General features: G+C 68.8%; 18 protein-coding genes and 1 tRNA gene. 6 read left to right on the forward strand and 13 right to left on the reverse strand.

The genetic code is table 11. The annotated features are described in order from the left end of the window. Positions 1-186: 186 nt before the first annotated feature. Together KBZ04_RS04670 and KBZ04_RS04675 are read right to left on the reverse strand one after the other, a co-directional pair. Positions 187-852 (reverse strand): hypothetical protein, encoded by a 666-nt coding sequence (locus tag KBZ04_RS04670; RefSeq protein ID WP_254990753.1) that lies wholly within the window; start codon positions 850-852, stop codon positions 187-189. An 18-nt stretch (positions 853-870) separates the two neighbouring features. After that, complete coding sequence (locus tag KBZ04_RS04675; RefSeq protein WP_254990754.1) at positions 871-993, reverse strand: hypothetical protein; 123 nt, start codon at positions 991-993, stop codon at positions 871-873. A gap of 192 nt (positions 994-1,185) precedes the next feature. Between KBZ04_RS04675 and KBZ04_RS04680 the strand changes: the two genes are divergently transcribed. Next, positions 1,186-2,133, forward strand: a complete 948-nt coding sequence (locus tag KBZ04_RS04680) for a fructosamine kinase family protein (protein ID WP_254990755.1) — start codon at positions 1,186-1,188, stop codon at positions 2,131-2,133. A gap of 8 nt (positions 2,134-2,141) precedes the next feature. On the opposite strand, the gene KBZ04_RS04685 is transcribed toward KBZ04_RS04680, so the two are convergent. Beyond that, positions 2,142-2,513 (reverse strand): CAAD domain-containing protein, encoded by a 372-nt coding sequence (locus KBZ04_RS04685; protein WP_254990756.1) that lies wholly within the window; start codon positions 2,511-2,513, stop codon positions 2,142-2,144. Positions 2,514-2,556: 43 nt separating this feature from the next. Here KBZ04_RS04685 and KBZ04_RS04690 point away from each other — a divergent pair, with 43 nt between their 5' ends. From KBZ04_RS04690 to KBZ04_RS14255, 3 genes are read left to right on the forward strand one after another with little or no spacing between them, the layout of a single operon-like run. Next, positions 2,557-3,003, forward strand: coding sequence for a M67 family metallopeptidase (locus tag KBZ04_RS04690; RefSeq protein WP_254990758.1), 447 nt, complete (start codon positions 2,557-2,559; stop codon positions 3,001-3,003). A 22-nt stretch (positions 3,004-3,025) separates the two neighbouring features. After that, positions 3,026-4,195 (forward strand): molybdopterin-synthase adenylyltransferase MoeB, encoded by a 1,170-nt coding sequence (gene moeB, locus KBZ04_RS04695; protein WP_254990759.1) that lies wholly within the window; start codon positions 3,026-3,028, stop codon positions 4,193-4,195. Beyond that, complete coding sequence (locus KBZ04_RS14255) at positions 4,143-4,988, forward strand: ion channel (protein WP_254990760.1); 846 nt, start codon at positions 4,143-4,145, stop codon at positions 4,986-4,988. Before moeB ends, KBZ04_RS14255 begins: the two co-directional genes overlap by 53 nt. A 9-nt stretch (positions 4,989-4,997) precedes the next feature. Here KBZ04_RS14255 and KBZ04_RS04705 read toward each other — a convergent pair whose 3' ends face one another. Beyond that, positions 4,998-6,161 carry a cob(I)yrinic acid a,c-diamide adenosyltransferase gene (locus KBZ04_RS04705; protein ID WP_254990761.1) on the reverse strand — a complete coding sequence of 388 codons (1,164 nt, stop codon included), beginning with the start codon at positions 6,159-6,161 and terminating at the stop codon, positions 4,998-5,000. Between the two features lie 21 nt (positions 6,162-6,182). Between KBZ04_RS04705 and larE the strand changes: the two genes are divergently transcribed. Next, the gene (larE, locus tag KBZ04_RS04710; RefSeq protein WP_315860057.1) at positions 6,183-7,085 is read left to right on the forward strand and encodes an ATP-dependent sacrificial sulfur transferase LarE; all 903 of its coding nucleotides are present in this window, start codon (positions 6,183-6,185) and stop codon (positions 7,083-7,085) included. Between the two features lie 30 nt (positions 7,086-7,115). Here the strand turns inward: larE and speD are convergent, their stop codons facing one another. Together speD and recF are read right to left on the reverse strand one after the other, a co-directional pair. After that, the gene (speD, locus tag KBZ04_RS04715) at positions 7,116-7,610 is read right to left on the reverse strand and encodes an adenosylmethionine decarboxylase (RefSeq protein ID WP_254990762.1); all 495 of its coding nucleotides are present in this window, start codon (positions 7,608-7,610) and stop codon (positions 7,116-7,118) included. A gap of 88 nt (positions 7,611-7,698) precedes the next feature. Continuing rightward, positions 7,699-8,790: a DNA replication/repair protein RecF gene (recF, locus tag KBZ04_RS04720; protein WP_254990774.1), complete on the reverse strand. Its 1,092-nt coding sequence runs from the start codon at positions 8,788-8,790 to the stop codon at positions 7,699-7,701. 89 nt (positions 8,791-8,879) lie between these two features. Between recF and KBZ04_RS04725 the strand changes: the two genes are divergently transcribed. Then, positions 8,880-8,953: transfer RNA gene (locus KBZ04_RS04725), tRNA-Arg, on the forward strand. Here the strand turns inward: KBZ04_RS04725 and KBZ04_RS04730 are convergent. The 7 genes from KBZ04_RS04730 to KBZ04_RS04760 all read right to left on the reverse strand — a co-directional run. Then, positions 8,954-9,439: an N-acetyltransferase gene (locus KBZ04_RS04730; protein WP_254990763.1), complete on the reverse strand. Its 486-nt coding sequence runs from the start codon at positions 9,437-9,439 to the stop codon at positions 8,954-8,956. 16 nt (positions 9,440-9,455) lie between these two features. Continuing rightward, positions 9,456-12,458, reverse strand: a complete 3,003-nt coding sequence (gene ppc / locus KBZ04_RS04735; protein ID WP_254990775.1) for a phosphoenolpyruvate carboxylase — start codon at positions 12,456-12,458, stop codon at positions 9,456-9,458. A 26-nt stretch (positions 12,459-12,484) separates the two neighbouring features. Beyond that, entirely contained in the window at positions 12,485-13,648 is a 1,164-nt protein-coding gene (gene gshA / locus KBZ04_RS04740) for a glutamate--cysteine ligase (protein WP_254990764.1), read from the reverse strand. Continuing rightward, positions 13,645-15,210, reverse strand: a complete 1,566-nt coding sequence (locus KBZ04_RS04745; RefSeq protein ID WP_254990767.1) for an anthranilate synthase component I family protein — start codon at positions 15,208-15,210, stop codon at positions 13,645-13,647. The genes gshA and KBZ04_RS04745 overlap by 4 nt, the downstream gene beginning before the upstream one ends. Positions 15,211-15,278: 68 nt before the next feature. Then, on the reverse strand, positions 15,279-15,710 hold the full coding sequence (locus KBZ04_RS04750; RefSeq protein WP_254945691.1) for a photosystem I reaction center subunit II PsaD: 432 nt from the start codon (positions 15,708-15,710) through the stop codon (positions 15,279-15,281). Between the two features lie 112 nt (positions 15,711-15,822). Beyond that, entirely contained in the window at positions 15,823-17,217 is a 1,395-nt protein-coding gene (locus tag KBZ04_RS04755; protein WP_254990769.1) for a sensor histidine kinase, read from the reverse strand. After that, on the reverse strand, positions 17,208-17,467 hold a 260-nt coding region (locus KBZ04_RS04760), incomplete at its 5' end, for an FtsW/RodA/SpoVE family cell cycle protein (protein ID WP_254990771.1). The genes KBZ04_RS04760 and KBZ04_RS04755, both read right to left, overlap by 10 nt.

The following is a 17,467-nucleotide window of genomic DNA, read 5'->3' on the forward strand; positions in this document are numbered from 1 at the left end:
CGGATGGGGTTTTTTTGTGTGCGCCAGATCGGTGGGGCCGAGATCAGCACTCCTGATTTGATCAGCCCAAGAGAAAGTGAAATGAGCGTACGGCCAGCACAGGCCTACGGATGAGTATTGACCCATTCGTATCGCGGTTGCGTTCCATCTCCTACGCGAGGCGCACGGGAGAAGCCAGCATGCCCATCATCTCGGAGAACAGGGATCTTCCTCAATCCACCCATCAGGGATCACGGCAGCCATGTCCTTCGGCCTGAACCCACCTGCCATTCGATGGCTTCTGAACTGTCGGTTCATCACCCGAGTCAGCAGCGTGGGTTGACCCGCTGAGGATCGGCCCAGGGCTGCAAAGCCCACAAAAAGGATCAGCATTCTCAGGACGTTTCCGAGCAGTAACGCAAGCGACCGCTGCCAGAGAGTTGACAAACGCTGATCAAACTCGTATTGGGCTTTCTTGCTACGTGCATCCATGGCCTCCACCAGTCGCGCTTTCAATGTGTTCAGGGGTACGGGCAATGGCTCCGGAAGAGGTGCTTTGCCGCCAGGAATCCGTTCATAGGCCCGTCGCAGCTGAAGATCCGTGGTGGAGGCTTGAATCGCCTCCATCGCAAGTCTTGCCTGAGAAAGTTGCTGAGCGGCGTTCTGCTGTTGTTCGCGCAGCAGTTTCACCCCCGCATAGATCTGTACCGGGATCAACAACAGATAACCGATGGCGACCCATGTGGCCAATCGTCGCAGCAGTGCGGATCGTTGGGCCATGACGGCTGACCTTTGGTCCAGTTCGGAGGCCGCGGCGACGAGCAGGGCTCCAATCAGAGGCGTGACGCTGCGACTCACCAGGAAGCCGCTCATCTGGTCGAGCCACAGCGGCTAGAGCAGGGCGACAGGCCAGGCCTGAAAGGCAAGATCGACCAGAAAATAGGCCAGCAGCGCCACTCCGGCCCAATGGAGCACCATCGCGAATTCATGCTGCCTCCATTCGGAGCGACTCATGGAATCCTGGGAGATACGGGATGGAACCATCGCTCAGCGTTCACTTAATCATCTCGTTTCAGTATGATTGATTTCTCTTCTTTTCCCCATGGACTGACTCCGTGACTGCCAAATATTCACTGACCCCAATGTGCAGCGAATAAGCTGCACATTGGTTTCCCGCCTGTTTGACGGCCTCTCCCCCAGACCGCCATGCCCCACCCCGCCACCCTCACTCCCTGGCTGGCCGAGCAGCTCGGCATCGAGCCAGTCGGCTGGACAGCGGTGGGCGGCGGCTGCATCCACAGCGCCTGGCGTCTGGACCTGTCCGATGGCAGCCGGCTGTTCGCCAAAACCAATGGCGCCTCCTCCTTGCCGCTCCTGGAAACCGAAGCCGAAGGACTGCAGGCCCTGGCGGCGGCGGCCGGCGAGGAGGGGCCGCTGGTGCCCAGGCCCCTGGCCTGGGGCCTGGCAGGCCCATCGGCCGTGCTGGTCCTCTCCTGGCTCGACCTGGACGGCGGCCGATCCGCCGCCCATGGGCCGCAGTGGTGCTGCCTGGGGGCCGCCCTGGCGGGCCTGCACCGGCACAGCCTCACCCGCCTCTGCGTGGCGGAGGATCGGGTCGGGACAGCTTTCGGTTGGCCCCGCGACAACGTGATCGGGGCCTTTCCCCAGCGCAACGGCTGGGATGGGATCTGGGGGCGGTTTTTCGTGGAACGACGCCTGGCCCCCCAGCTGGAGCACCTGGCCCGCAGCGGCACCCCCCTGCGGCAGGCCGAAACGCTGTTGGAGCGCGCCGGACAGTGGTTGCACAACCACCATCCCGACCCCTGCCTGGTCCACGGCGATCTCTGGAGCGGCAACGCCGCCATCACCGCCGCTGGCCAGGGGGCAATCTTCGATCCGGCGGTCTACCGGGGCGACCGGGAGGTGGACCTGGCCATGGCGCGCCTGTTCGGTGGCTTCCCCGAGGCGTTCTTCGCTGGCTATGAAGCCGCCTGGCCGCTGCCGTCAGGCCATCGCTTCCGCAGTGATCTGTACAACCTGTATCACCTGCTCAACCACGCCAACCTCTTCGGTGGCTCTTACCTGGGCCAGTGCCAGGCTCGCATGGACAACCTCCTGAACCGGAGGGCCCAGGAGGGGGGGGGATGGAGCTGAAGCTGAGCTCAGCTCAGGTATTCCTTGCGCAGGGTCTGGAGCTTGGCCATCACGGCCGAGCGCTTTTCACCCGTGGTGAGGTTCTTCCAGCTCCAACTGCCCACCACCACCAGACCCAGCAGTTCCAGCAGACCAGGAACGATCGGCAGCAGGTTGATGGTGTCGAGCACGCCCTTGATCAGGATCTGGGCCACGATCACGGCCAGCAGCACACCGGAAGCCTTTCCGACGCGCCCCACCTGGCTCCAGTCCACCTTGTCGAGGGTTTCGTTGACCTTGCCGATCACTTCGCTGTAGCGCTCGGTGAAATCCACCTCTGCGGCGCTGGTGCTGCTGTCGTCCTGGGTGGTCTCCTTCACCTCGGTCGTGCTGTCGATCATGGAAGGAGAGGTCTCCTGACGGAATGATGCATAACGTACCGGTGTGAACCCACAGACGCCAGCGGAACTGGGCATCGGTCGGCAGGCGCTGACGCTGCTGGAGGCCGTCATGGTGGCGGCCGCCCCCGACGAGGGCTGTGCCCTGCTGCTTGGCAGCCGGGATCCCTGGCGCGTGCGGCGCATCTGGCCCTGCCTGAACGTCTGGGAGCCGGCGGCCGAACGCCGTCGCCGCTTCGCCCTCGATCCGCGGGAGCAGTTGCTGGCCCAGAAGTGGGCCCGCGCCCGGGGGCTGACCGTGCTGGGATCGGCCCACAGCCATCCGTTCTCGGAGCCCGTGCCCTCGGCCCTCGACCTCTCCCTGGCCTTCACCCCCACCCTGATGCTGATCCTGGGGCAGGGCCCCCCCGCAGGGGAGCCCCGCTCCCTGGCCTGCTGGTGGTTGCCGGAGCAGGGCAGCCCCAGGCGGTTGGCGTGGAGAATGGACCCTTAGTGCGTCGTGGATCTCCACCGCCATGCTTCCTCCCGACACCAGTGCCGTCCAGCTCAGCCCCGATGAGGTGGTGCGCTTCTCCCGCCACCTGATCCTGCCGGAGATCGGCATGGAGGGGCAGAAGCGGCTCAAGGCGGCCTCGGTGCTGTGCGTCGGCACCGGTGGCCTGGGTTCGCCCCTGCTGCTCTATCTGGCCGCCGCCGGTGTGGGTCGGCTCGGCATCGTCGATTTCGACGTGGTGGACCACAGCAACCTGCAGCGCCAGGTGATCCACGGCACCAGCTGGGTGGGCAAGCCCAAGATCGAATCGGCCAAAGCTCGGATCCACGAGATCAATCCCCACTGCCAGGTGGATCTCTACGAAACGGCCCTCACCAGCGAGAACGCCCTCGAGATCATCGCCGGCTACGACATCGTCTGCGACGGCACCGACAACTTCCCCACCCGCTACCTGGTCAACGACGCCTGCGTGCTGCTGGGCAAGCCGAACGTCTACGGCTCCATCTTCCGCTTCGAGGGCCAGGCCACGGTGTTCAACTTCGAGGGGGGGCCAAATTACAGGGATCTCTTCCCCGAGCCGCCGCCGCCGGGCATGGTGCCCTCCTGCGCCGAAGGGGGTGTGGTGGGGGTGCTGCCCGGCATCATCGGCGTGATCCAGGCCACCGAGGCCGTCAAACTGATCACCGGCATCGGCATCAACCTCAGCGGCCGGCTGCTGCTCTTCGATGCCCTCAAGATGAGCTTCCGGGAGCTGAAGCTGCGCCCGAATCCGGAGCGCCCCGTGATCGACACGCTGATCGACTATCAGGAGTTCTGCGGCGTGGGCGGCTCGGCCCCCGGCCAGGAGGAGGCGGGCAGTGTGCCCACCATCAGCGTGACCGAACTCAAGACCCTGCTTGACGGCCCCCAGGACGACCTGGTTCTGCTCGATGTGCGCAATCCACCGGAAGCCGAGATCGCGGTGATTTCCGGCGCCGTGCTGGTGCCCCTCGATCGCATCGAGAGCGGTGAGGCGGTCGAGGAGGTGCGCCGCCTGGCAAACGGCAAGCGGCTCTACGTGCACTGCAAGCTCGGTGGCCGTTCCGCCAAGGCCCTGATCGCCCTTGGCCGCCATGGCATCGAGGGGGTGAATGTGCAGGGTGGCATCGACGCCTGGAGCCAGGAGGTGGATCCTGACGTTCCGCGCTACTGAGCCCCTTTCCCCCGCCCGCCAGCGGTGGCGGGAGCGCCGCCGCCAGGAAGTCAGGCGTCTGATCGCGCTCGAGAAGCGTTTCCTGCCGCTCCTGCTCTCGGCCCTGCTGCCGATCCTGGTGATGCCGTTCACGGCCACGCGGGGCTTGCCGGGCCAGGTCCTTCTGGCTCTGGTTTTCAATCTGCTGATCCTGCAGTCGATCCTCACCCTGCCTGTGATCGGTGTGGTGTCCTACGCCCGGCTGCGCCAGGAGGGCTTCCGCTGGATCGGGGTGGTGGGCGGTCTCGGACTCTGGTTGCCGGTGCTCACCGGGACCTGGCACGGCGGTCTGTTCCGGGCCGTGGAGATGGTGCTGCTGAGCCTGTTCTTCCTGTTCACCTCCATCCGGCTGGTGCGCCTTCTGGCCCGGGTGCCCCGGGTCAATGGGCTGGTGATGGCCGGCGCCGCGGCGGGTTACCTGCATCTGGGTCTCACCGGCGGTGTGCTGGCCACCGCCACCCAGGTGCTCGTGCCCGGCAGCTTCAGCCTCGGCGCGGCCGCCAGCCACCAGGTGCTGCTCGATCGCCTCACCTACTTCAGCTTTGTCACCATCGCCGGCGTGGGCTATGGCGACGTGCTGCCGGCCAACGCGGTGGGGGAGCGCTTCGTCATCCTGCTCAGCGTCGCCAGCACCCTGTATGTGGCCCTGCTGGTGGGCCTGCTGCTGGGACGCTTCATCGCCTCGGAGGAGGTGGAGATGCTCGAGGAGGACGAACTGGGCCTCCACCGGGTCGACGGGCCCGGGCAGCCCTGATCGGCTGGCTCAGTAGTCGACGCCGCGCTTGAGGTCGACACCCCGCTCGGCGTAGTGCTTGTGGCACACCATCTCCGAATGGACGCTGGCCAGGTCGAAGTAGGCCGGCCGGCTCTTGCAGCGGCCCGTGATGATCACCTCGGTTTCGGTGGGCTTGCGCAGCAGGGTCTGGACGATCGGCTCCACCGGCAGCAGTTCCAGATCCACGGTGGGGTTGAGTTCGTCGAGGATCACGGTCTTGTAGAGGCCGCTGGCGATCGCGGCCCGGGCGATCTCCCAGGCCCGCTCCGCCTCCACGTAGTCGATCGGCTGCTGCTGGCCGCGCCAGACGATCGCGTCGCGGCCCGAGCGCAGGTGATCCACCAGGTGGGGGTAGCTCTCCCGCAGGGCGGCGATCGCCGCGTCCTCGGTGTAGCCCGCCCCACCTTTGAGCCACTGCAGGATCAGCACCCGGTGGCTCTTGTCCTGGCTGATGCCCCGGCCGATGGCCTGCAGGCCCTTGCCCAGGGCGCTGGTGGATTTTCCCTTGCCCTCTCCGGTGTAGATCTCCAGGCCTTCGAGCCCCTGCTGGGGCCCGCTGTGGGCCCGCATCTCCGAGTGCAGATCGGCCAGCTGCACCAGCTGGCGCGGGGCGCCCCGGCCGGTGCAGATCATCTCCATGCCCGCCGGCTTGGTGGCCAGGGTGCGCACCACCTCCTCGGTGTCGAGCAGGCCCAGGTCAAGCACGGGGTTGAGTTCGTCGAGCACCACCACCGAATAGAGGTTGCTGGCGATCGCCCCCTTGGCGATGTCCCAGCCCCGCTGGGCCTCCTGGTGGTCGAAACGGGTGGCTTCCGCGGCGCTGAAGTACTCCCCCCGGCCGGTGCGCACCTGGTCGATCAGGTGGGGAAAGCCCTGTTGCAGGGCCTCGATGGCGCTGTCCTCGTCGTAGGCGCGGCCGGGACCCTTGAGGAACCGCAGCAGCAGAACCCGGGTGCGCTTCTGCTCGCAGATGCCCAGCCCGATGGTGCGCAGCACCACCCCCAGGGCCGCCTGGCTCTTGCCCTTGCCTTCCCCGTCGTAGACGTGCAGCTGGCCATGGGCGCGCTCGTCGCTGCCGGCGGCCGTACGGATGCCGATGCCCCGCCCGGTGCCGCGTTGCGGTGTCTGGGTGCTGCGGGCGGCGGGGGTCATGGGTGGGAGGTTCTGAACCGGATGCTACCCAGCCTTGCCAGGATCTACGCCATGCCCACCCCTGGCCGCCTGCACCTGCTCGAAGCCCTGCCCGCCCCCCTGGAGCGGGGTCTGGAGGCACTCTGCCGGCAACTCGAGGGCTTCCCGCGGGTGGTGGTGGCCTACTCCGGCGGCGTCGACAGCGCCCTGGTGGCCGCCCTGGCCGGTGACCTGCTGGGGGAGAGGGCCCTGGCGATCACCGGCGTTTCACCGGCCCTGGCGCCCCACCTGCGCCGGGAGGCCAGCGACCAGGCCCGCTGGCTGGGCCTGCGCCACCGTGAGTTGCCCACCGCCGAGCTGGCAGACCCCACCTACACCAGCAACCCGGAGGACCGCTGCTATGCCTGCAAGCGGGAGCTGCATCGCCTGCTGGCCCCGATCGCGGCCGCCGCCGAGGGGGCCCAGGTGCTGGACGGGGTCAACCGCGACGACCTGGGCGATCACCGGCCCGGCATCCGTGCCGCCCGCGAATTCGGTGTGCGCTCGCCCCTGGCCGAGGTCGGCATCGACAAGGCGGGGGTGCGTCAGCTCTCCCGGGCCTTGGGCCTGCCCTGGTGGGACAAGCCGGCCCAGCCCTGCCTGGCGTCCCGCTTCCCCTACGGCGAGCCGATCGACGCCCCCCGGCTGGCCCGGGTGGCTGCGGCCGAGGACTGGTTGCGTCAGCGGGGATTCCCCGAACTGCGGGTCCGCAGCCAGGGGGAGACGGCGCGCATTGAAATCCCCGCCGCCGGCTTGCCGGCGGCGCTGGGATGTCTGGCCCATGGTGAATTGCGCCCCCAGTTGGTGGAGGCCTTCAGGGCCCTTGGCTTCTCTGCCGTGGCCCTGGATCTGGAGGGGCTGGTGAGCGGCAAGCTGAACCGCTCCCTGCCGGGGCGCCGGGAGTGACCGGCGCTCTGGGGTCCCCAGGACCTGCGCTCAGGCGCTGGCCAGGAGAGGTTCCCTCTGGCTGTCGATCAGGGCCTCGGGTGTTTCGCGGCGGAAGCTGGTGAGCTTGTGCCGGCCGGAGCCCAGCTCCTCCCAAAGGACCTGACAGGCCCTCTCGGGCATGGTGTGGTCACCGCAGGTGAACACATCCACGGCCGCATAGCCCGATTCCGGCCAGGTGTGGATGGAGATGTGGGACTCCGCCAGCAACGCCAGGCCCGTGACGCCCTGGGGTTCGAAGCGGTGGGTGATCAGGTTGAGCAGGGTGGCACCAGCGCGTTTGGCTGCTGTCGTGATGGTGTCCCTGAGGAAAGCTTCGTCGTCGAGCCTTGCGCAATCGCAGTCGTAGAGCTCGAGGATGCAGTGTTTCCCTACCGCGTCGGTGGTGTCGCCTGGGGTGGAGACGGGGCGTGCAATGGAGTGGATGGGGGAGGCGGGGGGCTTCCATCCCGGGTTGGGATGGAGGCTGGAGAGGGTTTGGTTCATCGAATCCGATCAAACAGATCTCACCATACGCGCCAGGAGCACGGATCAGTGGTTCGCCAGGTTGCCTGCGGCGCAGGGGGCTCGGCCGTCAGGCCACCTGGGCGCCGCTGTGCAGTTCCACCACCTGGCTCTGCGCCCGCCAGCCGCTGCTGAAGGCCTCCAGATGGGTGGCACTCACCAGGCACTGGTGGCCGTCCCCCACCGCCTCCAGCAGCAGTTGCTGGCGCCCCGGGTCAAGCTCGGCCAGCACATCGTCGAGCAGCAGCAATGGCGGCTGACCCACCACCTGGCCCACCAGGTCCAGCTCCCCCAGCTTCAGGGCCAGCACCAGGGTGCGCTGCTGGCCGGCGGAGCCATAGCGCCGTGCGGCCTGGCCGCCGATCAGCAGGGCCACCTCGTCCCTGTGCGGACCCACCTGGCACTGGCCCAGCCGTTCCTCCTCGGGCCGCTGCCGGCGCAGCTGTTCCGCCATGGCTTCCCGCCAGGGTCCCTCCTCGTCGCTGGCGCCGTCCACCAGGGTGCCGCTGATGTAGTCGAGCTGGAGCGGTTCAGCGGCCCCACCGATGCGCTGCTGCCAGGCCACCGCCAGCGGCTCCAGGCGCCGCAGGGCCCGCTGGCGCCGACGGTGAAGGCGGGCGCCGACCAGGGCCATCTGCTGATCGAAGGCGTCCAGCAGCTCCTGCCGCTGACCGGCCGCCAGGCCCCGGCGCAGCAGCTGGCTGCGCTGCCGCAGCAGCCGCCCGTAGCGGCTCAGCAGGGCGCCATAGACCGGCTCCAGCTGCAGCACCACCCGGTCGAGCCAATGGCGACGCAGGGCGGGCTCCCCCCGCACCAGATCGAGATCGAGGGCGCTGAAGCCGACGCAGCGCAGGGGGCCGATCAGGTCGAGCTGCCGTTCCAGCCGTTTGCCGTTGCGGAACGCCTGGCGGCCGCCGCTGCGGCGCAGCTCCAGCTGCAGGCTGTCGGCCTCGTCGGTGAGGGCGCCCAGGCGGCTCCAGGGGTGGCCGTGGCCGATCAGGTCCCGGTCGACGCTGCAGCGGTGCGACCGCAGGCTGGTGAGCAGTTCCACGCCTTCCAGCAGGTTCGACTTTCCCTGGCCATTGCTGCCGATCACGAGCAGGCGGGGCGCCTCCAGCGTCAGCTGCAGGCCGTCGATGTTGCGGAAATGCCGGAGGTCCAGGCGGTGCAGCCGGATGGTTCTGGGGCGGTCAGCCGCTAAGGTACCGCCATCGGAGGGAAAGGGTCCTGCGGACCCCTACCGCCGTGGCAGGGCATGTAGCTCAGTTGGATAGAGCGTCAGATTCCGGTTCTGAATGTCGGGGGTTCGAGTCCCTCCATGCTCGTCAGCCCCGTCCCGTTCCCCCTTCGGCGTGGTTCCTCAGGTCGAGGCCCATCGCCCGGATGCCGCCGGGATCCACCACGAACCCCGCCCGGGTGAGGGCGTTGAGGGCCTCGGGTGGGGCCGACAGGGAGATGCTGCAGCCGCTCAGTTCCCGCCGCAGGCGGGCCAGGGCGGCCTGCACCAGGGCCGCGATCACCTCGTCCCGGCAGGGGTCGGCCGGATCGGCCACCAGGTCCCAGAGGTTGGCATTGAGGGCCTGGTCGCTGGTGGCGCGCACGAAGCCCACCAGCCGGCCGCCCGGGTCGAGCACCACCAGATGCCAGGCGCTGCGGGCCAGCACCCGCACCCAGCGATCCGTGCTGCGGGGGGAATCGCCGCAGGCCTCCAGCAGGCGGTTCAGACCGGCCGGTTCGGGGTCGTGCTGATGGAGCAGGGCGTAGCCCTCCCGCAGGCGTGGGGTCGAAGGCTGGCTGCGGAAGGGGATCAACAGAGAGTTCAGGGAATCAGCCCGTGTTGCGCATGCCTGCGGCGATACCGTTGATGGTAAGCAGGGCACCGCGCAGCAGTTCACTGCGGCTGTAGGTGCGGCCGTCGCCGCCACCGGGCCCGTCGCTCGGCCCCTCGCTCATCGGCGGTTGCCGTTTCTGCTCGCGCAGCCGCCGCAGCAGCGCCACCTGCAGATAGCCCAGGGGAATGATCGTGCGGTTGCGCAGGTCGACCGACAGCTGCAGGGCCGGGTCCCCGTCGAGGAGCCGGCTGTGGTTGCTGATCCGCAGCACCAGGCAGTGGGTGAGGGCGAACTCGCTGGCGATCGACGCGAAGATCTGCTCGAACACCTGCTTGTTCTGGGGACGTCCCAGGGAGGTGACGTAATGGCCGGCCAGCTCCAGGTCGACCTTGGAGAGGGTCATCTCCACTTTGGAGATCAGCATGCGGAAGAACGGCCAGCGCTGGTAAAGCAGTTGCAGCAGCTCCATCTGCTCACCGTCGGCATCGAGCTCGGCCTGCAGGGCCGTGCCCACGCCGTACCAGCTGGGCAGCAGGAAGCGGCTCTGGGTCCAGCCGAACACCCAGGGGATGGCCCGGAGGCTGGAGAGATCCTTGGCGCCGCTCTTGCGCCGCGCCGGACGGCTGGAGATCTGCAGCTTGCTGATCTCCTCGATCGGTGTCACCTGCTGGAAGAAGGCCACCAGGTCGGGGTTGTCGTGCACCAGGGCCCGGTAGTGGTCGCGGGAGCGCGCCGCCAGCCGCTCCATCAGCACGTTCCAGGTGGGGGTGTCGTCCACCGGGGTGCTCACCATGCTGTTCTGCAGCACGGCGGTGGTGACTGTCTCGAGGTTGTAGAGGGCCAGCTCGGGCAGGGAGTACTTGGAGGCCAGCACCTCCCCCTGCTCGGTGATCTTGATGCGCCCCTTGAGGGTGCCGCTGGGCTGGGCCAGGATCGCCTGGTAGGCGGGGCCGCCGCCCCGTCCCACCGAGCCGCCGCGGCCGTGGAAGATGCGCAGGGCGACGTCGTGGGCATCGGCCAGCGACTGCAGCGCGATCTGGGCCCGGTGGATCTCCCAGTTGCTGGAGAGGAAGCCGGAGTCCTTGTTGCTGTCGGAGTAGCCGAGCATCACCTCCTGCAGGGGCTGCTCGCCGTCGCTGTTGCTGATCAGCAGCTGGCGGTAGAAGGGGTCGGCGAACAGGCGTTCCATCACCGCCGGGGCCCCCTGCAGGTCTTCGACGGTCTCGAACAGGGGGATCACCAGCAGGGCCGACTTCTGGGCCATCGGATCCACCAGCCCCGCCTCCTTGGCCAGCAGCACCACCTCCAGCAGGTCGGACACCGTGTGACTCATGGAGATCACGTAGGTGCGGCAGATGCGGCGGCCGAATTCCTGCTGCAGCCGCTGCAGCATCCGGAAAACGGCAAAGGTCTCGGCCGTGGGGGCGCTCCAGCGGGCCGCCGGCGGCAGCAACGGGCGGCGGGTCTTGAGCTCGGTCAGCAGCCACTCCACCCGTTGCTCCTCGTCCATCTCCCCGTAAGGCACCGGCAGCAGCAGGTAGCGGCTGAGTTCGTCGATGGCGTCGCTGTGGCGGGTGCTCTCCTGGCGGATGTCGAGGCTGGCCAGGGAGAAGGCGAAGATGTGCACCTGGCTGAGCAGGTCCTGCAGGGCTTCGCAGCTCAGGCCGGTGGCATCGAGGCTCTCCTTGACCAGCTCCAGGTCGGTGCGGAACTCCTCCACCGAGGCGTAATGCAGCTCCTGGGGTGGGGCCGGCTCCATCAGGCTGGTGAGGCCCGCTTCATGGCCGGAGGAGCCGTCGCAGGGGGATTCCCAGCCCGCCTCGGCCAGTTGCTGGTTGCGCTGCTGGGTGAGCCGCAGCCGCTCAAGGGTGTAGCTCAGCTTGAGCCGGTAGGGCTCCAGCCGGTAGCGGGCGGCGCGCTCTTCGTAGATCTCCGGGAAGCGCAGCCGGTCCATCTCCAGGGATTCCAGCAGGGCGGCGCTCACCTGGCTCCACTGCATCGAGATGCTGAGCTGGTCGCGCAGGATCGACACCGCCTGGATGTAGCGGGCGAGCATCAGCTGTCGCTGGAAGCAGGCCGTGCGCCAGGTCACATCGGGCGTCACCGAGGGGTTGCCGTCCCGGTCGGAGCCCACCCAGGAGCCGAAGGTGCAGAAGGCGTCCCTGGGCGGCTGCACGTCGGGGTAGCTGGCCGCCAGGGCGGCGCGGATGCGCTGACGCAGCTGGGGCAGGGCGTCAAAGAGCACCTGCTGGAAGTAGTGCAGGGCGTAATCGACCTCGTCGATCACCGACGGCTTGAACTGGTGCAGCTCATCGGTGCGCCACCACAGGCGGATCTCCTCCTCCAGCTGCTGCCGCAGCCGCTCGTTGTCGTCCGGATTGCCCTGGCCGTTCACCTGCAGCTTCTGGATCAGGGCCGCCACCCGGCGCTGCTTGTGCCGCACGGTGTGGCGCACGATCTCGGTGGGGTGGGCGGTGAACACCAGCCGGATGTCGAGTTCCCGCAGCAGGTTCTCGAGCTGGCCCGGCGGCACGTTCAGGGCCCGCAGGCGCTCGAACAGCTGCCGGAAGGTGGCCGGATCGCTCTGGCTGGCCAGGGCCGGCAGGAAGGGGTCGTTGCTGGCGGGGGCGGGGGCCCGTTTGATGCTTTCGAGGTAGCTGTCTTCCTCGATGTGCTGCTCGAGGATGTTGACGAGCTGGAAATACAGGGAGAAGGCCCTGGCGGCGGCGATGCCCTCGGCCAGATCCATCGCCTTGATCAGCGCCACGATGCCGTCGGTGTCGACCGCGGAGGAGACCTCCGGATCCAGACCCGGTGCCACCGGACCGCTCAGTTCCTTGAGTCGCAGCAGGCGTTCCACCTGCTCGGGGGGGCATTCGCTGCGCAGCACCGTCTGCCAGAGATCCTCCACGAGTTCCAGTCGCTCGGTGAGCAGCCGGATCACCCCCGGGGAGGCCTCGGCGGGAACGACCGAGGGTTCGGTCAGGTGGAGCCGCATGGGGGCGGTGGGCGCGGGGGTGCTGTTCATGATCCTCCAGAAACCTGGGCGGCTTCTGTCGCCAGCCACGCGTCCAGGGCCTTCTCCCGTGCCTCGAGAGCCACGGCCTCGCTGCCGATGATCGCACCGATGCTTTCGCCGCGCCGCTCACGGGCGAGCCAGCGCATCGCCTGGTTGCCCGTGGCGAGCAGCCCGTGGAGCGGGGCCAGCCAGCGCTCCAGCCCCAGCTCCGCCGCCAGGGGGGCCATGCCCTCCAGCTCGGCGGCGATCCAGGCGCGGGCCTCCAGCGTCTCTCCGGTGCGCCAGTGCCCCAGCTGGGCCTCAAGGCTGGAGCGGGCCGCCGCCCGGTCGTTGGCATCGGCCAAGGCCTCCAGCTCGCCTGCGGCCAGCCGGCTGGCGGTCAGGGGATCCTGGCCGTGGGGATCCCGCAGCAGTTGCTGCAGGCGCAGTTCGGTGAAGGCAGTGACGGCCAGCAGCAGCAGCGGGTCGTCGATCAGGTCGCAGATGCGGATTTCCAGGCGGTTGAGGCCATGGGGGCGGTCGTCACCGTTGGGGCGCACCGAGGTCCACAGGTGACGCACGTTGCGCATCGCCCCGGCGGCCAGCTGCTGCTCCATCCAGTGGATGTAGTGGCCGTGGTCGCGGAACAGGGGCACCTGGGGCGGGGTGATCGGAAACTGCAGCCAGCGTTGGGAGTGGGCTCCGGTGGCCACCCCGTCCAGGAAGGGGGAGCAGGCACTCAGGGCCAGCAGCAGGGAGGCCTCGCAGCGCAACAGGCGCAGGCCGGCGAACAGGGCGTCCATGTCCGTCAGCCCCAGGTTGATGTGGACGCTGGCGGTCACGACCCGGGTGCCGTAGGTGGCCTCGATGTAGGAGTGGTAAGGGTTGTTGGGGTCGGAGCGCTCGAAACGGCGGCTGTCCCCCAGGCTCAGGGTGCTGCCGGGCAGCAGGGTGAGCTGGCGGGGCTGGAGCCAGCGGCGCAGGCGACGGCGCGGTTCCAGCAGCAGTTCCAGCTGGGCGGTGTAGGAGGCCTCGGGCGGGGTGACGTACTCCAGATTGCGCTGGTCCGGTTCGGTCATGAAGCCCGCCAGGGCGGCGGCCGCCTCGGCCGAGCAGCCCACCACCGTGCCATCGGCCCGGCCGGTGTACATCTCCACTTCAAAGCCCTTGAGCAGCAGGGGCGCGCTCATGGCGTGGCATCCGCCGCAGCGGCCACGGCCGGCTCCAGGCAGGCGAGGGCCTTGAGCATCCCCCGCGCCTTGTTGCGGGTTTCCTGGTACTCCGCCTCCGGGCGGGAATCGGCCACGATGCCGGCCCCGGCCTGCACCTGCACCCGCCAGCCGCCGTCGGGATGGGGCCGCACCACCATGGTGCGGATCGTGATCGCCGTGTTCAGCGCCCCGGCCAGATCCACGGCGCCGTAGACCCCCGAATAGGGGCCCCGGGCATCCGGTTCAAGGGCATGGATCAACTGCATGGCACGGATCTTGGGGGCTCCGCTCACGGTGCCGGCCGGGAAGGACGCCATCAGCAGATCCCAGATGTCGTGATCCTCGGTCAGCAGCCCTTCCACCTCGCTGACGATGTGCATCACGTGGGAGTACTTCTCGATCACCATCAGCTCGGTGACCTGCACCGTTCCGGCGCGGCAGACCCGGCCCAGGTCGTTGCGGCCCAGGTCGACCAGCATCACGTGCTCCGCCCGCTCCTTCGGGTCGGCCAGCAGTTCCTCGGCCAGGGCCGCGTCCCTCCGGGCATCCTCGCCGCGGGGGCGGGTGCCGGCGATGGGCCGCAAGGAGGCCTTCACCCCTTCGGCGCAGGGCTCCGCCTTCACCATCACCTCGGGACTGGAGCCGATCAGATGCCAGTCGCCGAAGTTGAAGAACGCCATGTAGGGCGAGGGATTCACCATCCGCAGGCTGCGGTAAAGCTCGAAGGGATCGTGGCTGACCCGGGTTTCCAGCCGCTGGCTCAGCACCAGCTGGAAAACGTCACCGGCGGCGATGTGCTCGGCCGCGGTGGCAACCGCGGCTTCGAAGTCGGCCTGGCTGCGGTTGCTGCTGGTGGCCAGCTCGGCGCCGCTCGCCTCATGCCAGGCCAGGGGTTTCACGTGCGCCGGCAACGGGGCGTGCATGCGGGCCTCGAGGGCCTCGATGCGCGCCGCCGCCCGGTCGTAGGCCTCGCCGGGATCGGCCCCTGTGGAGAGATCCACGTAGGCCACGGCCGTGATCTGGCGCTTCACCTGGTCGAACACCAGCAGGCTGTCGGCCAGCATCCAGCAGCCGTCGGGTGGGGCCCCTTCGGCGGCGTTGTGCACCGGCACGCTGGGCTCGATCCACTGGATCAGCTCGTAGCCCCAGAAGCCGAACAGCTGGGCCACCTTGGGCAGGCCCTCCACCGGTCCGGGACGCAGCGGAGCCAGGGCCTCCCGCAGCAGGGTGAAGGGATTGCCCTGGAGCTGTTCGCTGCGGCCATCCCGCCAGCGCCGCTCTCCCCTCTCGCCACGGCAGGTGAGGGTCCAGAGCGGGTCGCTGACGACGAAGCTCCAGCGGCCCAGCTGCTCACCTCCCTCCACCGACTCCAGCAGCACCCCATGGCTGCTGAGCGCCCCCACCTTCAGCCAGGTGGTCAGGGGCGTTTCCAGGTCGGCGGGCCAGCGCTTCCAGAGGGGAAGAAGATTGACGGCCAAGTCAGCACCTGCTTCCCCACCGGCGATCCGGGCGAGGAAGGCGCTGCGATCAGAACCGGGCATCACGGCGACAGGCAGGCAAAAAAAACGGGGCTCTCGGCCCCGCCGTTATAGGTGCTGGCCGGAGGGGCTCAGGCTTCGTGGGTGGCCTTGCCGCTGAACTTGAGGCTGGCGGGGTTGGGGTTGGCGCCGATGCTGCGGGGGGTGTGGCCCACCATGGCGCGGCCCTCGTTGACCTTCTCGGGGAAGACGCCGTCCTTGGGGTGCAGGAACTCGGTGTCGCCGCCGGGGTAGATCCGGTAGATCTTGTAGTCCTCGATCCGGGGCTTGAACTTGGTGCGCAGCTGGGTGCCGAGGGCCAGGCACTGCTCCTTGCGGGCGAAGTACATGAGGTTGTCGCCTTCGTTCATCTCCGCGGCACCGCCGGTGGGGAGTTCGAACGCCTGGGCCTTGGAGCTGCTCCAGGTGATGGCGTACTTCTCCTCGGTTTCGGCCGAGTTCAGCAAGCCACCGGTGCTGCCGATGGACTTCGGAAGTTGACCGTGGAGGGCCGTATCAGGCATGACTTGCAGACCGTTTCAGGCGGAAACTAGCACCGTGTTTTTCGGCTTCCCGGCGCTCCCGGCGGACTCTTCACACCCGTCAACAAACCTGGCCCACCGGGGGCCCATCCCCTCAGCCGCTGCGCTCGGCGGCCGGGAAGAACACGGTCAGGTTGCTGCCGCCCCGCTCGGTGAGCCGGCCCCCCAGGCGGTGGAAGAGCCGCTGGGTGGCCTGGCGGCTGAGCTGCAGGCTGCCGGTCTCCGGATTCCAGCTCAGCACCGGCCCCACCGGCATCGGCACGGCGGCCGCCAGCCCATCGCCTTCCCGGCTGTCGGGGTCGTCGCTGCTGAGCTGCAGCTTCAGCCGCGACCCCGCCGGCAGCAGCCGCAGCCGCACCTCGCTGCCGCTGGGCAGGCTGCGGCTGAACCGGTCCATCAGTCCGCCGAGCATGGTTTCAAGACGGCTGGGATCGCTCATCACCGGTGGCAGGTCGGCGGCGATCTCGAGCACCAGCTTCAGATCGCGCCGGCCCAGCTGGCGTTGCCACAGCCCCTCCAGCTGAAGCAGCAGCCGGCTCAGGTCCGTCCGGGCCAGGTCGCTGTCGCTCAGGGGCTGGCCACTGCCGGGCTGGCGCTGCAGTTCCGCCGCCAGGAAGATCAGGCCGAAGCGGTCGATCTGCTCGCTGCACTCCCCGTCGATCTGCTCCAGCCGCTGGCGCACCACCGCCGGCAGGTCGGTGCGGCGCAGCAGGGAGCGGATCAGGGTGCGGATCGTGGCCAGGGGGGTGCGCACCTCATGGGTGAGGGCCTCGAGCAGGGCCAGTTCGCTGCTGACGGCGTCGTTGCCTTCGCTCCGTTTCTCCCCGTGCACCAGCGGCTGCAGGGTGACGCTGGGGGCCATCGCCGCCAGCCGCTGGGCCAGCAGGGGCCAGAAGCGGCTGCCCAGATCCGGGGCGTTGCGGAGCGGACCCAGCAGCTGCAGCCGGCGGCGCAGCCCCAGGCCGGCGGCCTGATCGTCCTCGGCCAGGCGGCGATCGAGCAGCTCCAGGGCGGCCGACAGGATCGCGGCCTCGAAGCGCACCACCAGCCGGCGCGCCTGTGGCGGGCCATCCAGGGCCAGGGCCACCTGCAGCACCGGCGTGATCAGCACCAGCAGCGGATCGGTGCCGTCGTCCAGGCGCAGGCTGAGGCGCCGGAAGCCCCCCGGGCGGCCGGCCGTGCCCCGGGGGGCGGTCCCCGCGGGGGGCGGCAGGCCGGGCAGCAGCGGCAGCCCCGATGGCATCAGGTTGCCCACCTCCACCGGTGTCCAGACCCAGCCGTCGAGCCACTCCAGCAGAGCGGGCTCATAGAGGGCCGGCAGGGGCGCCGCCAGCCACACCCCCGGCTGGGGCGGGGCGGCCCCGAGCAGATCCTCCTGCACGGTGGCCAGGGCGGCCCACCACTGACGCCTGACGCTGTCCTCGTCCCCCCGCCCCGCCGGCACGCCGTCCGCCAGCAGTGAACGCAGTTCCCCCAGGCTCACCACCATCGCCGCAGGCTGCGGCTGTGCCTGGCCACGGAGGCGCAGAGCCCGAGGCTGATGCAGTTGACGAGCATGGCTGAACGGCCGTAGCTCAGGAAGGGGAGGGGAATGCCGGTGATGGGTCCGAGACCGATGGTCATGTTGACGTTCACCACCACCTGGAACATCAGCATGGCGCCGATCCCCACCACCACGAGCGATTCATAGTCGCTGCCGGCCCGGCCGGCGATCTGCAGCAGGCGCCAGATCAGCACCA

This window comes from Cyanobium sp. N5-Cardenillas (genome assembly GCF_024345515.1).
In the GTDB taxonomy this organism is placed as follows: Bacteria; Cyanobacteriota; Cyanobacteriia; order PCC-6307; family Cyanobiaceae; genus Cyanobium.